Source organism: Actinacidiphila guanduensis, from assembly GCF_900103985.1.
Classification (GTDB): domain Bacteria; phylum Actinomycetota; class Actinomycetes; order Streptomycetales; family Streptomycetaceae; genus Actinacidiphila; species Actinacidiphila guanduensis.
Genome location: NZ_FNIE01000025.1, coordinates 1 through 15,643, shown reverse-complemented (window position 1 = coordinate 15,643; position 15,643 = coordinate 1). Strand labels below are relative to the sequence as shown.

General features: G+C 67.6%; 16 protein-coding genes and 4 pseudogenes. 16 read left to right on the top strand and 4 right to left on the bottom strand.

Going from position 1 to position 15,643, the window contains the following annotated elements; genetic code table 11:
* Nucleotides 1-1,473: an acyl-CoA carboxylase subunit beta gene (locus BLR33_RS32715; protein WP_093788400.1), complete on the bottom strand. Its 1,473-nt coding sequence runs from the start codon at nt 1,471-1,473 to the stop codon at nt 1-3.
* Between the two features lie 126 nt (nt 1,474-1,599).
* On the opposite strand from BLR33_RS32715, the pseudogene BLR33_RS32710 reads away from it, so the two are divergent.
* From BLR33_RS32710 to BLR33_RS32680, 7 genes and pseudogenes are all read left to right on the top strand, one after another.
* Nucleotides 1,600-2,217, top strand: a pseudogene (locus BLR33_RS32710) (FdhF/YdeP family oxidoreductase); the annotation flags it as partial.
* A gap of 110 nt (nt 2,218-2,327) precedes the next feature.
* Nucleotides 2,328-3,257, top strand: a pseudogene (locus BLR33_RS32705) (VOC family protein).
* Nucleotides 3,258-3,388: 131 nt separating this feature from the next.
* A complete protein-coding gene (locus BLR33_RS32700) occupies nt 3,389-4,144 on the top strand; it encodes a FadR/GntR family transcriptional regulator (RefSeq protein WP_245771823.1) in 756 nt (251 codons plus the stop codon).
* A gap of 161 nt (nt 4,145-4,305) precedes the next feature.
* Nucleotides 4,306-5,049: an amidohydrolase family protein gene (locus BLR33_RS36570; RefSeq protein WP_245771822.1), complete on the top strand. Its 744-nt coding sequence runs from the start codon at nt 4,306-4,308 to the stop codon at nt 5,047-5,049.
* The gene (locus BLR33_RS36565; RefSeq protein WP_322987222.1) at nt 4,992-5,939 is read left to right on the top strand and encodes an amidohydrolase family protein; all 948 of its coding nucleotides are present in this window, start codon (nt 4,992-4,994) and stop codon (nt 5,937-5,939) included. The genes BLR33_RS36570 and BLR33_RS36565 overlap by 58 nt, the downstream gene beginning before the upstream one ends.
* A gap of 46 nt (nt 5,940-5,985) precedes the next feature.
* Nucleotides 5,986-6,981, top strand: coding sequence for a nuclear transport factor 2-like protein (locus tag BLR33_RS32685; RefSeq protein ID WP_143031800.1), 996 nt, complete (start codon nt 5,986-5,988; stop codon nt 6,979-6,981).
* A gap of 611 nt (nt 6,982-7,592) precedes the next feature.
* Entirely contained in the window at nt 7,593-7,883 is a 291-nt protein-coding gene (locus BLR33_RS32680) for a GNAT family N-acetyltransferase (RefSeq protein WP_093788396.1), read from the top strand.
* A gap of 91 nt (nt 7,884-7,974) precedes the next feature.
* Here BLR33_RS32680 and BLR33_RS36560 read toward each other — a convergent pair whose 3' ends face one another.
* Together BLR33_RS36560 and BLR33_RS36555 are read right to left on the bottom strand one after the other, a co-directional pair.
* A complete protein-coding gene (locus tag BLR33_RS36560; protein ID WP_245771821.1) occupies nt 7,975-8,499 on the bottom strand; it encodes a GNAT family N-acetyltransferase in 525 nt (174 codons plus the stop codon).
* Complete coding sequence (locus tag BLR33_RS36555) at nt 8,460-8,810, bottom strand: hypothetical protein (protein ID WP_245771820.1); 351 nt, start codon at nt 8,808-8,810, stop codon at nt 8,460-8,462. The genes BLR33_RS36560 and BLR33_RS36555 overlap by 40 nt, the downstream gene beginning before the upstream one ends.
* 484 nt (nt 8,811-9,294) lie before the next feature.
* Between BLR33_RS36555 and BLR33_RS32670 the strand changes: the two genes are divergently transcribed.
* From BLR33_RS32670 to BLR33_RS35695, 7 genes are all read left to right on the top strand, one after another.
* Nucleotides 9,295-10,713: an FAD-binding oxidoreductase gene (locus BLR33_RS32670; protein WP_093788394.1), complete on the top strand. Its 1,419-nt coding sequence runs from the start codon at nt 9,295-9,297 to the stop codon at nt 10,711-10,713.
* A gap of 680 nt (nt 10,714-11,393) precedes the next feature.
* Nucleotides 11,394-11,831, top strand: coding sequence for a lipocalin-like domain-containing protein (locus BLR33_RS32665; RefSeq protein WP_093788392.1), 438 nt, complete (start codon nt 11,394-11,396; stop codon nt 11,829-11,831).
* 230 nt (nt 11,832-12,061) lie between these two features.
* Complete coding sequence (locus BLR33_RS36840; protein ID WP_218136748.1) at nt 12,062-12,487, top strand: molybdopterin cofactor-binding domain-containing protein; 426 nt, start codon at nt 12,062-12,064, stop codon at nt 12,485-12,487.
* Nucleotides 12,433-12,822: a molybdopterin cofactor-binding domain-containing protein gene (locus BLR33_RS36835; protein WP_218136750.1), complete on the top strand. Its 390-nt coding sequence runs from the start codon at nt 12,433-12,435 to the stop codon at nt 12,820-12,822. The genes BLR33_RS36840 and BLR33_RS36835 overlap by 55 nt, the downstream gene beginning before the upstream one ends.
* Complete coding sequence (locus tag BLR33_RS35700) at nt 12,815-12,961, top strand: hypothetical protein (protein ID WP_218136747.1); 147 nt, start codon at nt 12,815-12,817, stop codon at nt 12,959-12,961. The genes BLR33_RS36835 and BLR33_RS35700 overlap by 8 nt, the downstream gene beginning before the upstream one ends.
* A gap of 21 nt (nt 12,962-12,982) precedes the next feature.
* On the top strand, nt 12,983-13,726 hold the full coding sequence (locus tag BLR33_RS32655) for an IS110 family RNA-guided transposase (protein ID WP_218136746.1): 744 nt from the start codon (nt 12,983-12,985) through the stop codon (nt 13,724-13,726).
* Nucleotides 13,701-13,856 (top strand): hypothetical protein, encoded by a 156-nt coding sequence (locus BLR33_RS35695; RefSeq protein ID WP_218136745.1) that lies wholly within the window; start codon nt 13,701-13,703, stop codon nt 13,854-13,856. The genes BLR33_RS32655 and BLR33_RS35695 overlap by 26 nt, the downstream gene beginning before the upstream one ends.
* A gap of 319 nt (nt 13,857-14,175) precedes the next feature.
* Here BLR33_RS35695 and BLR33_RS32650 read toward each other — a convergent pair.
* Nucleotides 14,176-14,861: pseudogene (locus BLR33_RS32650) on the bottom strand (IS481 family transposase); the annotation flags it as partial.
* On the opposite strand from BLR33_RS32650, the pseudogene BLR33_RS32645 reads away from it, so the two are divergent.
* Together BLR33_RS32645 and BLR33_RS37045 are read left to right on the top strand one after the other, a co-directional pair.
* Nucleotides 14,859-15,327: pseudogene (locus tag BLR33_RS32645) on the top strand (XdhC family protein); the annotation flags it as partial. The pseudogenes BLR33_RS32650 and BLR33_RS32645 overlap by 3 nt on opposite strands.
* A 10-nt stretch (nt 15,328-15,337) precedes the next feature.
* Nucleotides 15,338-15,643 (top strand): helix-turn-helix domain-containing protein (locus BLR33_RS37045; protein WP_143031799.1); only part of this gene is annotated, 306 nt, incomplete at its 3' end.

Here is a 15,643-nt window from a genome sequence, read left to right as displayed (position 1 = left end):
TCACAGCGGGAGGTTGTCGTGCTTCTTTGGTGGCTGTCGGGGGCGCTTGTTCCTCAGCAACCACAAGGTCCGCAGCAAGTGCGGCCGGGTCTCGTGCGGGAGCAGCACCTCGTCGACGACACCGTCGCCGGCAGCCGTCCAGACATCGTGCCCGTCGATACGGGCCGCCGGCCAGGCCAGATGGAGGTCGCCGCCGATCCGACGGGAGCCCAGTGCCGTGTGGGCGAGACCGGCGGACTCACCGGTGGTGACGGTCAGCAGCGGCACCGTCGCCTCCGCATAGGCGTACAGCAGACGCGCCCCGCTCCGGTCGACGCCGGGAAGAACACCGCCGCGACTGCTGGCGGGGGAGTCGACGAGCGAGAGCACGGGGAGCCCGTAGGCATCGCACGTCCGCACGAATCGGGCGATCTTGTCACAGGCATCCGCCGTCAGCGCCCCGCCGTCCACCAGGGGCTGGGTGGCGACGACTCCGACCGAGCAACCATTCAGCCGGCCGAACGCCACCACCACGCTGGGCGCGTAACCGGCGTGCACCTCAAGGCTCTCCCCGTCGTCCAGCAGCGCTGCCAGAGCGTGCCGGGCATCGCGGCCCTCACCCGCCTGCGGGAGAACCTCCGCGGCGGACGCGAGGGCCGTCGCGGCAGCGGCTTCCGGCGGCCTCAGGCACGGCATACGCTCTCCGACGCGCGGCAGATACCCGATGAGGGCCCGGGTCCAGGCGAAAGCGTCCGTCTCGGTGGCCGCCAGATAGTGCGCGGTTCCCGCCCGGACGCTGTGCATGCGCGCGCCACCGAGCTCTTCGAGAGTGACCACCTCACCTATGGACTGGCGAGTCACTTCCGGGCCGGTGACGAACATGTGGGACAGTCCGTCCACCATGACGACGAAGTCTGTGAGCGCGGGGGAGTACGCCGCTCCACCCGCCGACGGACCGGTGATCAGCGAGATCTGCGGGACAGCGCCGGACATCTGGACGTTCCTGGCGAAGATCTGGCCGTACAGGCTCTGGGCGACCGGCCCCTCCTGGATGCGGCCACCGGCACTGTCGTTGATCCCGATGACGGGTGCGCCCGCGTCCATGGCGAGCTCCATGATCCGGAGGATCTTCTCGCCCACGACCTCCCCCAGACTTCCTCCGAAAACCGAGAAGTCCTGCGCGAAACAGCAGACCGGACGACCGCCGACCGTGCCATGCCCCGTCACCACCGCGTCCCCCGGGGGGTGACGTTCGGCGAGTCCCGGCGCGGACGACCGGTGCACGGCGTGCGAGCCCAATTCGGTGAAAGAGCCTGCGTCCAGCAGTGCCCGGATCCGCTCCTCCGCGGAGAGCAAACCTCTCAGCCGCTGACGGCGGACCGCCTCCGCGCGCTGTCCGGCCTTCTCCGCCTGTCGACTTGTATACGCGACGAGTGCCGTCTGCTCCCCGGGCTCCGGCTGCAGCGAAACGGTCTCGAACCGTGGGGTGCTCACGCCCGTCTCAACGCCTCCTCGCCCATGGTCTGTTCGCTGATCACTGCGTAATTCATGTCACACGGCCCAGGGACGAGTCAGCGGGGCGTCGCCGGACGGACTCCGTCTCGATGTAAATGCTCCACTTTGCTTCTGCTGCGGGGCAACATCGGCCGGGAGGACGCGGGCCCGTCGCCGGTACGCGGTCACAGCAACGTGCAGGGCAACCGCACGTGCGGAATCGATCACCGGCCCAGCCCGGCCTTCTTGGACCGCCTCGCCGCTGTCTGCGGCATCGTCCCGCCGTACGAGCACGGCGTGGACACCGTGGACACCATCAAGGCCATGAACGAGGGCACCGTCAAGGTGTTCATCGGGGTGGGCGGGAATTTCGTCCTGGTCGCGCCGGACACGGCCTACACCTCCGCGGGCCTGCGGCGATGCGAGCTCACCGTTCACGTGAGCACCAAGCTCAATCGCAGTCACCTGGTCCACGGCAAGAAGGCACTGATGCTTCCCTGTCTCGGGCGCACGGAGAAGGATCACCAGCGGCACGGACTTCAGGCCGTGTCCGTCGAGGACTACATGAGCATGGTGCACTTGTCCGTCGGCATGAAGAGGCCCGCCTCTGCGCACCTGCTGTCCGAACCCGCGATCATCGCCGGCATGGCACGGGCCGCGCTCCCCGGCAGCAGTACTTCCTGGGAGGCGTACACGGAGGACTACGACCGTATCCGGGACACCATGGCGGCCGCGCTCGACGGCGCTGGCTGGCCCCGGGTGATGAACTCATCAGCACGATCGAGGGCATCGGCGAACTGCGCCAAACCTTCGAGGCGTGAGCACGACCGGACCGAGTGACCGAGGGAGCCCCGATGGCACTGCACCGACTGACTTCCATCACGATGGGGGTGCCCGATGTTGCCTCCACCGCGGCCTACTATGCCGAGTTCGGGTTGACGCCCGAGGCTGGAGGGTGGTTCGCCACTCGCGACGCCGGCCGCCAATTGCACATCGTCAACGCACCCTGGCGCCGCTTGGTCGAGGTGCGTGTCGGCGTGGACACCCACGACGACCTGGCCGCGGCGGCTTCCCGCCTGCGTCGGCTCGGCGTCGACTGCCGCGTCGATGGATCGGCACTGAGTGCCCACGACAAGGCCACCGCCGTACGGGCGATACTGGATGGAGGTCGTCCCCCGCCTCACGCAGAGGCCGGTGCCGGCCGTCGCGCACAACGGCCCCGGTCGCGCCGAGCGGACCGGAGCCCGGCCTTCAGGCATCCTGCGTTCCGATCGGGTACGTCCCCGCAAGCTCGGACACGTCGTCCTCGGTATTGTGGATTTCGATTCCACCACTGCCTTCTTCCGCGACGGTCTGGGATTCAAGTCCTCGGACTACATCAAGGATCGCGGCGCGTTCCTCCGCTGGTCCACGGATCACCACAACATCTTGGTCCTCGCGGCACCTGTCACCTACCTGCACCATTCCTCCTGGCGGGTCGACGACATCGACGAGGTCGGTCGCGGCGCGATGTCCATGCTCGAGGGGCATCCCGACCGGCACGTCTGGGGGCTGGGTCGCCACCCCGCCGGATCGAACTTCTTCTGGTATCTGAAGGACCCGGCCGGCAACTTCAGCGAGTAGTACGCCGATATGGACTGCATTGTCGACGACCAACTGTGGACGCCCGAGGCGCTCGAAGGTGCCAGAGGTCTGTTCGCCTGGGCCCCCCTCCGTCACCGTCCTTCCTCTCTCCCGAGGACCTTGCCTCGCTCATGACCGGAAGCCACAGCGCACGGCAGTGACCTTCATGTCTTTGGCCGTGCGTCGAGGCCCTCCTCCGCCGGTCTTCGTCCCACGTTACGATTGTCGCTATCTGCCACGGCGCGCCGCTGTGGTGGCCGCAGGCATCAGACGCCGCGGAGACGCGCGGCACATGCGGGAGACGGTGCAGATGGCGCAGGGCGTTGCGGACGATCGGTCCGGCCGTCGCAACGACGGCGCGGCAGCCAGCGCAGGCGTGAAGCGCGCTGAGGCGGCCGCCGCACGCATCGCGCAACTCGTGGCGGGAGTCGAGCCTGGAAGCAGGCTCGGATCCAAGGATGACCTTCGGGCCCTGTGCGGAGTGTCGGTGGGCTCCTTCAACGAGGCACTCCGACTGGCCCAGTCACGCGGTCTGATCACCGTACGCCCGGGCCCGGGCGGCGGTCTGTTCGCGGCTGAGCAGTCCGCCCTGGTGCGGCTCGGCAACTCGGTTCTCTCCTTGGACGCTGCCCGGACAGATGTCGCCGAGGCGATTCGACTGCGCGACGCCTTGGATCCCCTGCTGATCCACGACGCCGTCTGGCATGCCTCACTGGCGGATGTGACCCGATTCCGCGAACAGGTGGACGCGATGCGTGTGGCCGCCGAGGAGCAGGACTCCGTGGCGTTCGTCCACGCGAACTGGCGGCTGCACGCGCGGATCGCAGAAGTCAGCCCCGGCGCGTTGCTCCGGCACTTCTACCTCGGTCTGCTGGAGATCATCGAGTCGCACACGCTGGCCGTGCTCCCGGTCCGGGAACAACCTCTCCCGGAGTATCTGCGTGAGCGGTACCGGTTGCACAGCGAACTTGTGGACGCCATTGCCGCGCATGATCACGACGAGGCACTCCGCCTCGTGGGACTGCACAACACAAGCGGCTCCATGTAAGGGGACGTGGCGTCCGGGGGCGCTGTCCGGCCTGTTCCTCGCGTGGATATGGCGCGACGGTTGCTTGACGTGCCGGGAGACGCCCCGCACACTGGTTAATCATCATAATGATTTGAGTTCTCAGGCTCCTCGCTCGCTTCGACACCCAGGAGAGCCATCGCATGCTGGACGCCCGCTCCGGCTCGCAGTCCCTTCCTCGCCATGGCCGGCCGATCGTCGTCAAGGGTGCGACGGTCATCACCGTCGACCCCGCACTGGGGACTCTTGCCGACACCGATGTGTTGGTCGTGGACGGGGTCGTGGCGCAGATCGGCAGAAACCTGCAGGGGCCCGAGGGGACATTCGAGATCGACGCGCGCGGTGGCATCCTGCTGCCGGGCATGGTGGACACCCATCGCCACATGTGGCAGACCACGTTGCGCGGATTCGGTGCGGACTGGACGCTGACCGACTACTTCGACTTCTTCTACGCCCCCCACGCGCGGCTCTTCCGCCCGCAGGACATCTACGCGGGCAACCTGCTGGAGGCGCTGGATGCCGGTGTCACGACCAGTGTCGACTGGTCGCACAACTTGCAAACCGTCGAACACGCCGAGGCGGCACTTGACGCCTTGGAGGGCACTGGGGGCCGATTCGTCCTCGCCTACGGGAACCTGCTGGTGACAAGAGGGCGGCATGGGCCAGTGGTGCCGAGTTCCGTGGTTTCTTCCGGCGTCGTTTCGACGGAAGCCCGGACAGACTTGGATGCCAGTTGGCGATCGACCTCAGCGGCGATCCGGATTTTCCCGAGGAGCACGCCTTCCGTACGGCCCGAGAACTCGGTCTGGCGGTCACCTCGCACGCCGGCGTGTGGGGCGTGTCCGGTGACGACGGCATCCGCGTTCTTTTCCAACACGGTTACATGAGTGACACAAGTATCTACGTACACGCGGCGACGCTCTCGCGCGAGTCCTACCGGCTCATCGCGGACACCGGAGGGCACGTGTCGGTGGCGACCGAGAGCGAGTGCAGTGCCGGACAGGGATATCCGCCCGTGTGGTGCCTGAAGCACTACGGTATCCCGGTGTCGCTGTCGACCGACACCAGCGCTTGGTGGAGCGGTGACATGTTCAGCGCCATGAGAGCAACCCTCAACGCCACCCGAGCCTGGGAACACCAAATGTCGCACAGCAGCGGCGAGACACTGACCCACTGCCACCTACGTGCGTCCGAGGTGGTTGAGTACGCCACCCTGGGCGGCGCGCGCGCCCTGAGCCTGGACAGTCGCATCGGCCACATCTCACCAGGGTGCGAGGCGGATTTCGTCCTGCTGCACAACCCGGCCTCACCCACCGTGTTTCCTGTGCTCAATCCCGAAGGCCATGTGGTCTTCCAGGCCGGGCGCGGTGGACCGGCGATGACCACCTTGTATTGTGTGACCGACGGAAGTGACATCCTCGTCTCCACGATGAAGGCGCGCGGAAAAGCGGCCGCGGTGCGCCGCAACCCCAAGGTGTCCCCGTGTGTGCTCGACGAACAGTGGCCGCCCACCTATCTGAATGTCTACTGCGACGCAGCCGTCGATGACGATCCCCGGCTCGCGGCGGACGTATTCTTCCGGATCATGGGCGTCATGGCCGGACGGGCCCTCGACCCGTCACGCCGCGCCGAGGCGACAGAACTCGCCGCAAGGGAAGAACGAGTCACTCTGCGGCTGCGTCCCTACGCCACCTTCGCCACACCTCCGCGCCACGTCTACACCGAATCGGACATCGCGGGGCTGACGCATGAGGTCAGCTCCTCCATGCCATGGTGAACGCGGTACCTCTTCCACGCTGAAAGAACTCACACAAGGAGATCCCGTGGGTGGACCATTCGGCACCCGGAGCCCCAATCGGCGACAGTTGCTGACCACGGCGCTCGGCGCCACAGCGGCTGTCGGCGTGACGGCCGGCGGCGCCCGCGCCACAACACCGGCCGCACCACAGCGCACCGCCACCATCCTCGGCCGCGAGGTCGACGTATCTCATGCCACCCCGGAAGTGGTGCGACTGTTCGGCTCCTACTTCGAGGCCAAGTCCGCCGGAGACGTCACCGCCACCATGGCGCATTTCGCGCGGGACATGACCTATGTGGACGCCACCCTGGGCTGGTCCTGGTACAGCTGGCAGGATCTCTACGACCTGTTTGCGCAGCTGATGCCCACTTGGCCCAGTTCGGCCGCGTCCTACCCCACCCGCATTCTGGGCGACACGAGGAGTGCGCTCGTATGCTTCACCGACACCCCCGAACTGTTCGGCCATGAGATCCGTCCTCTGGGCGCCGTTGATTTCCGGAACGGCAAGATCGTGCGCTGGATTGACTACTGGGACGGTCGGGCCTTCACTTTGGCCGGAATCCAGGAGCAGCGAACGCCGGCCGCGCAGTTCCCAACGGACTTCGGGGAGGAGAAGGTCGGAGAGAGGGCAGAAACGGCGATCCGTACCACTGTCCAGAAACTCAGTGGGGCGCTCAGCTCTGGGGACGTCTCGCTGGCTGCCTCCTTGGTCCACCCTGACGTTGTCTTCGAGGACCTGGCCTTGCACGTGTGCATCGGCGGGCGCGTGTCGCTCGAAGCCTACTGGGCTTCGGCATTGGGACAGTTGCCCTACGGAGCAGGATCGGCGCTGCGGCACGTCGTCGGCGGCGCGTGGGGCGGTGGCTACGAATGGGTGGGTCCGTCCGCGGCCCCGCGAGGCAATACCGCCCTCGTCGTCGACGAGGGCGGGTTGGTCAAGCGGTTCACCGCGGTCTGGGACAGTTCTTTGTGGACGGCCGACGCCATCGGTCGACTGCAGGTGATGAGTGTCCTGCAGTAACCGCCTCGTCGATGAGGACCGGCTCTTCGTCGGGCCGGAGCCGACAGTCGTGGTGGAGCGAGAGTGACATGTGCCCTGGGACTTGTCACAAACATCCCCTCGTCCGGGTGTCGTGGTGACATGCTTATAGTGACCTCATGAACATGCGTGAGCCAGCCTGTCTGGTGGGAAATGCCTGGGTGCGGACGCAGGAGATGATCGTTGCCGCCATCCCTGAAGGGCTTGTGGAATGGAGTCCGAGGGGGGGCGCTGCTGGCACTCACCGGGTCCCCGATACCGTCGCTGAACGGGGTCTTCGACGTGTCCGATGCTCCTGATCCCGACGACCTGGCCGGTCTCGCCGTATCTGCTGCGGGGAAGGCGTCCGGGCCATGGAGCATCCAGCTACGGGCTGAGCCGACTTCGGAGATCCGGGCCGTTGCTGCCGAGCGCGGCCTTACCGCGGAAACCACCTACGAGGTCATGACGCTCACCCTGAACGACGTGAGCGCGTCCGCGCCCCCTGGCGGGTACGCCGGGTTCCCGGGGACGAGTCCGAGCTCTACCTGCGCGCGCTTGCCGAAGGGTTCGAAACAGATCCGAGCGTGCTTGCTGCGGTGTCCTCGCCCCACGTGCTGGACGCCGAAGGGATCAGCGCCCACGTGGCGGAGCAGGCAGGTCAGGTGGTTGCCACCGGCTTCACCAAGACCGCCGACGGATACCTCGGGGTGTTCAACGTCGCAACGCCACCGCGGTTCCGCCGCCGCGGCTTCGGCCGTGCGACGACTCGTGCTCTCCTCAACGACGGCTACACACGAGGGGCACGCACGGCGTTCCTCTCCCCGTCGGCGGAGGGGAGGCCTCTCTACATCTCGCTCGGGTTCCGTACCGTCGCGCACTTCACGCGTTTCACGCGGCCCTGACGCCGCGTCACGGAGCACCGTCAGCGACGGTGAGCACCCATGATCGCACCGCTCCGAAACCGCAGTCACCCGGCGAGCGAGCAGGTAGCGGCTACGCGTGCCAGGACCATGTGACCCGCTCGTAGAGCAGCTCGAAGCCGGCGCGCATCATGTTGCGCAACGATGTGTTGGGCTCACCTGGGGCTTCCGCTCCAGTTTCCGCGACGACCCAGCGGCATCCGGCCGCCGCGGCATCTCGGATCCGCGCCGCGAGCAGCGCCGTCTGGGCGCCTCGGCCGCGTGCTTCGGGGAGTGTCCCGGCACTCATCAGGTTGGCGCACTCCCCATTGAAGTACAGGGCGGCGACCGCAACCATCCGTTGGCCTTCCCACACCGCATACTGGCGAAAGTTCGGGAGCCCGACGCGCGCTGCCACCAACTCCGCTTTGCCCGCACTCGTAAATCCGAACGCGGACATCATGACAGTGCCCCACTCCAACGCCTGGTTGGGGGCGACCGTTCCGACACGCAAGTCCGAGGTCAGTGCAGCCAAGCTGTCAGCGGCCTTCACGGCCGTCTCTACCGCACACCCGAGCTTCAACCAGCGGGTGCCTTCGGTGAGACGTTCATGCTCCACGATCGCCGGCCACTCCGGCGGGCGCAGCGCCGGGGCGACGGCGAGTCCCGCCGTTCGGACACCCTGGTCGCGGAAGAACTCACAGACCGTCCCACCTGCTCCGCAGTGATCGGCGCGGTGGCGCCGAAGCCGCCGGCTCGGTTGTAGAACTGGGTGGTGTCCTGCCGCACGGCCAAAGCCAGCACCGAGCCGAACCGGGTCCACGCCACGCCCATGGCCTCCCTCACGGGCACGGGCACCTCGGTGACCTGTTCGACATAGGCCTTGATCTCCGTCAGTTCGGCGAGGGCGGGAGGGATGGGACTGGACACGGGGTTCCTCTCGGAAGCAGTGAGTGGACTTCCTGCAGGCTAACCCGGCCAGTGCACACTCGAGCGGCGGGGATGCGACTCGGTGGCGAGCACAGCTCGATGTCCCGCCTAGGCGCCTGTTGGCGCGCGACGCGGCGATGGGATGGGGCAGGGAAGGGGGTCCAGAGGGGAAGAGTCGTCACGACTGAGATGGACACGTGACAGTGGGAGGACGAGGCGGGTTACTATTCGCATGTCAGTGGGTCTGTCCGTCGTGCCACGGGCGCGCACACCGACATCGCGGCGGAGCCCCCAGGTTGCCTCAGCGTCTGCCCGCGGCGAGGTGTCAAGCATTCAATTCACCCAGGTCCTCGCGGTGAACCGCCTGGGTTCCCTGCCGGTTGATTGATTGTGTCTCCCGTTGGTATGGACGACAGATCCCGATGGACGGCCCGGGCGGACCCTGACCGCCGGGGAGACCCCTAGAGAAAGCGGAAAGTGACTGATGAGCGACCTGTCCCACGAGTTTTCCGGGTCTGAGTTCCGTACCGGGGTGACCGAACTGCAGGGGCGGGTCAGGGGACCGGTGCTCCTTCCCGGCGATCACGGGTTCGTGGAGGAGTGCACCGCCTACAACCTGCTGCGAACGCTACGTCCCGTCCTGGTGGTGGGTGCCACGGACGCCGGTGACGTGGCTGCGGCTGTCCGGTTCGCCGCCGATCACGGTATGCCAGTTGCCATCAAGAACCGTGGACACCAGATGGTGTTGCCCGATGCGGACCGGACACTGTTGATCACCACTCACCGCCTGTCGGGGATAGCGGTGAACCCCGAGGCCCGCACCGTGCGGGTCGGTGCCGGGGTGCGGTGGAGCGAGGTGCTCCCGATCGCCGCGCGGCACGGCCTGGCTCCACTGGCCGGCTCGGCGCCCGGCGTCGGCGTGGTCGGTTACACCCTCGGCGGCGGCCTGAGTCCTCTGCTCGGCCGTAGCGCAGGCTATGCCGCCGACCACGTCCGCTCGATGGACGTCATCATGGCTGACGGCACTGCGCGGACCGTCACACCGGAGAACGACCCCGACTTGTACTGGGCTCTGCTCGGCGGCAAGGGCAACTTCGCGGTCGTTACCGCGATCGAGTTCGGTGCTCTGCCTGTCACCCGTTTCTACGGCGGCGGCCTATGGCTTCCAGGGGAGCGGGCCAAACACGTCCTGTCCCTGTGGCGCACCTGGCAGGAAGAGCTCGGACGGGAGTCCACCACATCGGTGGCCGTCCAGCGCCTGCCTGAACTGCCCACGCTGCCCGAGCCGTTGCGAGGAGCGTTCGTGCTCCATGTGCGTTTCGCCCACCTCGGGGACGCCGCGCAGGGTGCCGCCCTCATCGCGCCGCTGCGGGCCGCTGCCACGCCACTCCTCGACACCCTCGCGGAGCGGCCCTACGAGCAGCTCGGCGAGATCCACCTGGACCCGCCAGCGCCGCTGCCCTACGTCGAGGGCAGCCTCGGATTGAGGACCTTCGGGGCGGACACGCTCGCCGCGTTCACCGAACTCACCGGCCCGGAGTCCGACTGCCCACTGGTGACGGTGGAGCTGCGCGCGCTGGGTGGCGCTCTCGACGAGGAACCGGCTGTGCCGAATGCGGTCGCCTCGCGCGGACTGCCCTTCGTCACCTTCGCCTTCGGCGTCGGGGGGCCGGACGAGGTGGCCCCGATGGAGGAGCACCTCAAGTCCTACGTCCACGCGCTGTCGCCCTGGGCGGATGACCGGAACGTCACGAACTTCGTCGGTCCGGACGACGCCACCACGCCGGCCGACGTTCGCCGCCACTACGGCGCCGACCGCTACGCCCGGCTGAGTGTCCTGAAGCGCCGCTACGACCCGGACAACGTCTTTCGCGTCAACCACAACATCCCGCCGGCTTCCTGAGAAGGGGACGGAGGACACGTTGGTACCGCTCGGCGTCGTGAGCACGAGAAGCTGGCCGGTCTTCTGGCGGTCTCTCCTCAGTATGCCAAGGGGGCTGGTCCTGACCATGGAGGGAGGGCCAGCCCCCGGGGGCCCGAGCGGGACGGCGACATCCTCGCGACGGTGCTCGCCTACGCAGCCGACGAGATGGGTGGGTCGTGAACATCGACACGCCGTGGCGCCCGCGGCGCTCGTCGCCGGGGTGGACGAGTGGGCGGCGCGGTGGATGCTCCCGGAGACGGCCACGTACAGGGACCGCTGATCAACCCGCTCGACCCGTCGATGCCGAAGGCGGGCAGCAGTGACGATGCGATGCCTCGGCAGACCCGAGGAGCGGCCTCTGCAGACCCGAGGACCGCTGCGCGGGAAGGAGAGTTGCATCAGTGGTACGTCCGCATGCGCACCCGTATGCCGCGCCTCGTGGCCGACTCACCCCTGTCATCCCTACACTCAGCCGTACACCTGTAGCTGGAGCGGCAACCCACTCAAGCACTGGTCTGGACTGGGTGTCCTCTGCTGACAAATTGACGCGCCGTCATGGCTCGGTTTGCGTGTCAATTGTGTCCTCGACGACATACATCTCCCTTGTCAGTGCTTAAACTGCGGAGGCGGCGATCACCGGCCCATCTCAAGGAGGTCTCATGCAGACGTACAGAGAACGGATCATCGGCGCATGGCGCCTGGCGTCCTACACGATCGAGGAACCGGACGGGGAGGTACGCGCTCCGCTGGGCCCGAACGCGGACGGCTTCATCATCTACTCTCCCGACGGTTACATGTCTGCCCAGATGATGGCTCAGGGGCGGCCGGCGTATGCCTCCGACGACTGGCTCATCGGCAGCGACGAGGAGCTGAGGGCCGCTGCGGGCGGCTACCTCGCCTACTCTGGCCCGTTTTCCGTTGATGAGGAGAAGGGGACGCTGCAGCACCACGTCACTGTCAGCCTGTTCCCCAATTGGATCGGGGACGCCCAGGTTCGCAGGATCAAGCTGGAGGGGGATCTCCTCAGCCTGTCCCCCGTGAATGAGCCGGGCGAGCGAATCCAGACGATCGTCTGGCGCCGGGCGCCGCAGCATTGACTGCAAGCCTGCACACGCTTCGCGTGCTCCTGGCAGTGTCCGGCCCCCGCTCGGTGTTCTTCCCGCGTCGGACAGCGGAGTGTGGGCAGCCTCCGGGCATATGAGGTGTGGTGAAGCCCGCCGCCTCTGTCCAATCGCACACACGTTCCGCGGCCTCCTGGCGGCGCCCGTCGGGGCAGCGATCTCCGTGGGCTGACGCCCACGGCCACGGTAACAATTCCCTCGGCCTGATGACGACCATCGCCTCCTGGCATGGTGACGCCTTGACGATCCATGACTCCACTCAGTGGCCGCCCAACGTCCGCACCTCACTTGCCAAAATCTTCCAGGTCGCCGAGAGTGGGATTCGGATCCTCGTCCCGTTCGTCGGAGGCGGCTTCGGAGCCGGACTGCGAGTGTGGTCCCACACGATCCTGACGGTGCTCGCGGCCCGTGAGGTCAACCGCCCAGTCAAGCTGATCCTGACCCGCCCCCAGATGTTCACTTCTGTCGGACACCGGCCCGACAGTGTCCAGCAGATCAAGATGGCCGCCACCCGCGACGGGCAGCTCGTCGCCATCGAGCATCGCAGCATCTCCTCCGTCGCGATGGACGACGACGACTGGGAGCCCTCTCCCTCGGTTCCGCCGTCTCCTACGGCTGTCCCAACCTGCTGACTCGCGACCGGCAGGCCCGGCTGAACATTCCCTGTCCAGGCTCCATGCGTGCGCCGGCCGAAGGACAGGGCAACTTTGCCCTGGAACCGGCGATCGACGAAGTCGCCCACTCCATCGGCATGGACCCTCTTGAGTTCCGCCTCCGCAACTACGCCCAGGAGAACCCGCTCCCAGACCGTATGGAGGGCCGGCGCCTCGCTCGTAAGTTGGCGCGGGTTGCCGTCACATTGTGGTGTGACGGCAGAGCCGCAATTACGGGAGGCGCCGGTGCTGTTCGAGCGTACGTGTGTGGGGTTGGACGTTCACGCGCGGTCGATTGTTGCGTGTGTGATTGATGCCCTGTCGGGTGAGGTCCGGTCGTTGCGGCTGTCGCCGAAGACCGATGCTGTGCTGGCGTGGGTGTTGACGCTGGACGGCCCGGTGGCGGTGACCTATGAGGCCGGTCCGACCGGGTTCGGGCTGGCCAGAGCATGAACGGGAGCGGGGGTGCGGTGCGTGGGGGTCGCACCGTCGAAGATCGAGCGACCGCCGGGGGATCGGGTGAAGACCGATCGCCGGGACGCCGAGTGCCTCGCGCGACTGCTGCGGATCGGCGAGTTGCCCGCAGTGCGGGTGCCCACCGAGGCCGAGGAGGCCGCCCGGGATCTGGTGCGCACGCGTGAGGACGCGCGGGGGGACTTGATGCGGGCCCGGCACCGGCTTTCCAAGCTGCTGCTGCGCCAGGGCCTGCTGTGGGAGGGATCGGCGTGGACGGCAGAACACGAGAGCTGGCTGCGTTCGCTGTCCTTTGAGCGGGTCGGGGTGCGGCTGGCCTTCGACGAGGCCTTCGATGCGGTCCTGAGCGTGCGGGCTCGCAGGGACAGGCTGGACCGGGCGATCGAGGAGATGGCCGCGGCAGAGCCGTTCGCGCCGGTGGTGGCCCGACTGGGCTGCCTGCGCGGGGTGGGCACGCTGACCGCGTTCGGGCTGAGCGTCGAGGTCGCGGACTGGCACCGGTTCACCGGATCGAGCATCGGCGCATATCTCGGCCTCGTCCCGGCCGAGTACTCCAGCGGCGGCCGCCGGGTCCAGGGGCCGATCACCAAGACCGGCAACAGCCACGCCCGCCAGCTGCTGGTGGAATCGGCCTGGCATCACCGCAAGCCGTATCGGCCCAGCCGCGAGCTGATCCGCCGCCGAGACGGTCAGCCGCCGAGACGGTCAGCCGCCGGCGGTGCGGGACCGGGCCGAGCGCGGTAACCGTCGGCTGCACCGGCGGTGGGCGCGTCTGGACGCGCGCGGCAAACGTCCCACCGTGACCGCGGTGGCCGTCGCCCGCGAGCTGGCCGGCTGGTGCTGGAGCCTGGCCGTGATGGACAACCACCACTGACCCCGACCCGAACCCCACACAAGCCGCCGGCGGGAGTCCGGTGCAGGCCAGGCAGCGCGAGGAGCGACCCGCGATACACCTATGAGCAGCCCGACCGGGCACCCGGCACGGGTCACGCTCGACCCTAGATCCGCGGAACGCTCCCGACGAACAACCGGTCATGCGGTAACCAACCCGCGGATATCAGTCTGACCGCGCGTCGAGCCCAACACGCCTCCCCACACCGCCTCCCGCCGGCCCCCAACACGCCCCTGAACAGGCCCGATGCCAGAACATCGAGCCACTTCAGCACGCCCACTTGACGAACAAGCCCTCCATATCAGGTGTATTGCCTTGTGAGGTTGGGGACGCGGGTGGCGGGTGGTTGGCCGCCGAGGGCGGTGTGTCCGCGGTGGTGGTTGTAGGTGTGGAGCCATTGTGGGAAGGCTTGGCGGCGTTCGGTTTCGGTGCGGTAGGGGCGGGCGTAGGCCCATTCGTCGAGGAGGGTGCGGTTGAAGCGTTCGACTTTGCCGTTGGTCTGGGGCCGGTAGGGCCGGGTTCGCTTGTGGGTGATCCCGGCCGCTGCCAGAAGGTTGCGCCAGGCGCGGGACTTGTAGCAGGAGCCGTTGTCGGTCAGGACGCGCTCCACGGTGATCCCGGCCTGGGTGAAGAACGCCTGGGCGCGGGTCCAGAAGGCGGTGGCGGTGTGCTGCTTCTCGTCGGGCAGGATCTCGCTGTAGGTGAGGCGGGAGTGGTCGTCGACGGCGGTGTGCAGGTAGGAGTAGCCGAGGTTGGGGCGGCCGCCGGTGGTGCGGGGCCGGGTGGGGTCGCGGTGGGCGGAGCGGTTGCGGGCGCCTGCTGCGCGGCCGAGCATCTTGTGGCCGCCGTCGTCGGGGATGTTGCCGAGTTTTTGATGTCGACGTGGACGAGTTCGCCGGGCCGGGCGCGTTCGTAGCGGCGTATCACGTGTCCGGTGGCGCGGTCGAGGTGGGTGAGGCGGGCCAGGCCGTATCGGGTCAGGACGCGCTGGCGGCCGCCGCCAGGAAGGAGGCAGTGGCAGTCGCACGAATCGTCAGGGGTCCGGTGCAGTTCCGCGGGCCGGACACTTCTGGTCCGTCCTGATGGGTCGTACGAAGGCGGCTTGGGCGGTCACCCCGCGTTGGACCGCACCGTCGCTGCCGAAGCCTGTGCCTTCCTGGAGGAGGGCCGCACCGGCACCCTGGAGATCGGAGAGAAGGGTTCTCACTGTGGCGCTCCACTCACGGTCCTCGTGGAGACCTCCGCCCGTACCGCGCGGATGATCGTCTTCGGTGCGACCGATTTCGCGTCGGCGCTGGTCCGGATCGGCAAATTCCTCGGCTATCACGTCACTTTGTGCGACACCCGGCCGGTGTTCGCAACGAGGATCCGTTTCCCTGAGGCTGACGAGATCGTCGTCGACTGGCCCCACCAATACCTAGTGTCCCGAGTCATTAGTTCGCTTGCGGTTGTAGGGTGGGTCGGTGCCTGGTCCGAAGCCGTTGCTGTTGGAGTTGTCCGATCACGAACGCAGGGTGTTGCGGGGCTGGTTGCGGAAGCAGTCGGCGTCTCAGGCGCTGGTGCTGCGGTCGAGGATCGTGTTGGCGTGTGCGGAGGGTCTGTCGAACGCGCAGGTCGCGGATGACCTGGGTGTCTCGAGGGAGACGGTGCGCAAGTGGCGGTCCCGGTTCGTCGCGGACCGGGTGGAGGGTCTGGTGGACCGGCCGCGTGCGGGGGCGCCGCGGAAGATCACGGACGAGCAGGTCGAGGCCCTGGTCGCCAGGACTTTG

Coding starts and splice junctions, on each gene's coding strand:
- BLR33_RS32700 (WP_245771823.1), top strand. CDS start 3,389: ATGCGGGAGACGGTGCAGATGGCGCAGGGCGTTGCGGACGATCGGTCC.
- BLR33_RS36570 (WP_245771822.1), top strand. CDS start 4,306: ATGCTGGACGCCCGCTCCGGCTCGCAGTCCCTTCCTCGCCATGGCCGG.
- BLR33_RS32670 (WP_093788394.1), top strand. CDS start 9,295: ATGAGCGACCTGTCCCACGAGTTTTCCGGGTCTGAGTTCCGTACCGGG.
- BLR33_RS32665 (WP_093788392.1), top strand. CDS start 11,394: ATGCAGACGTACAGAGAACGGATCATCGGCGCATGGCGCCTGGCGTCC.
- BLR33_RS36840 (WP_218136748.1), top strand. CDS start 12,062: ATGACGACCATCGCCTCCTGGCATGGTGACGCCTTGACGATCCATGAC.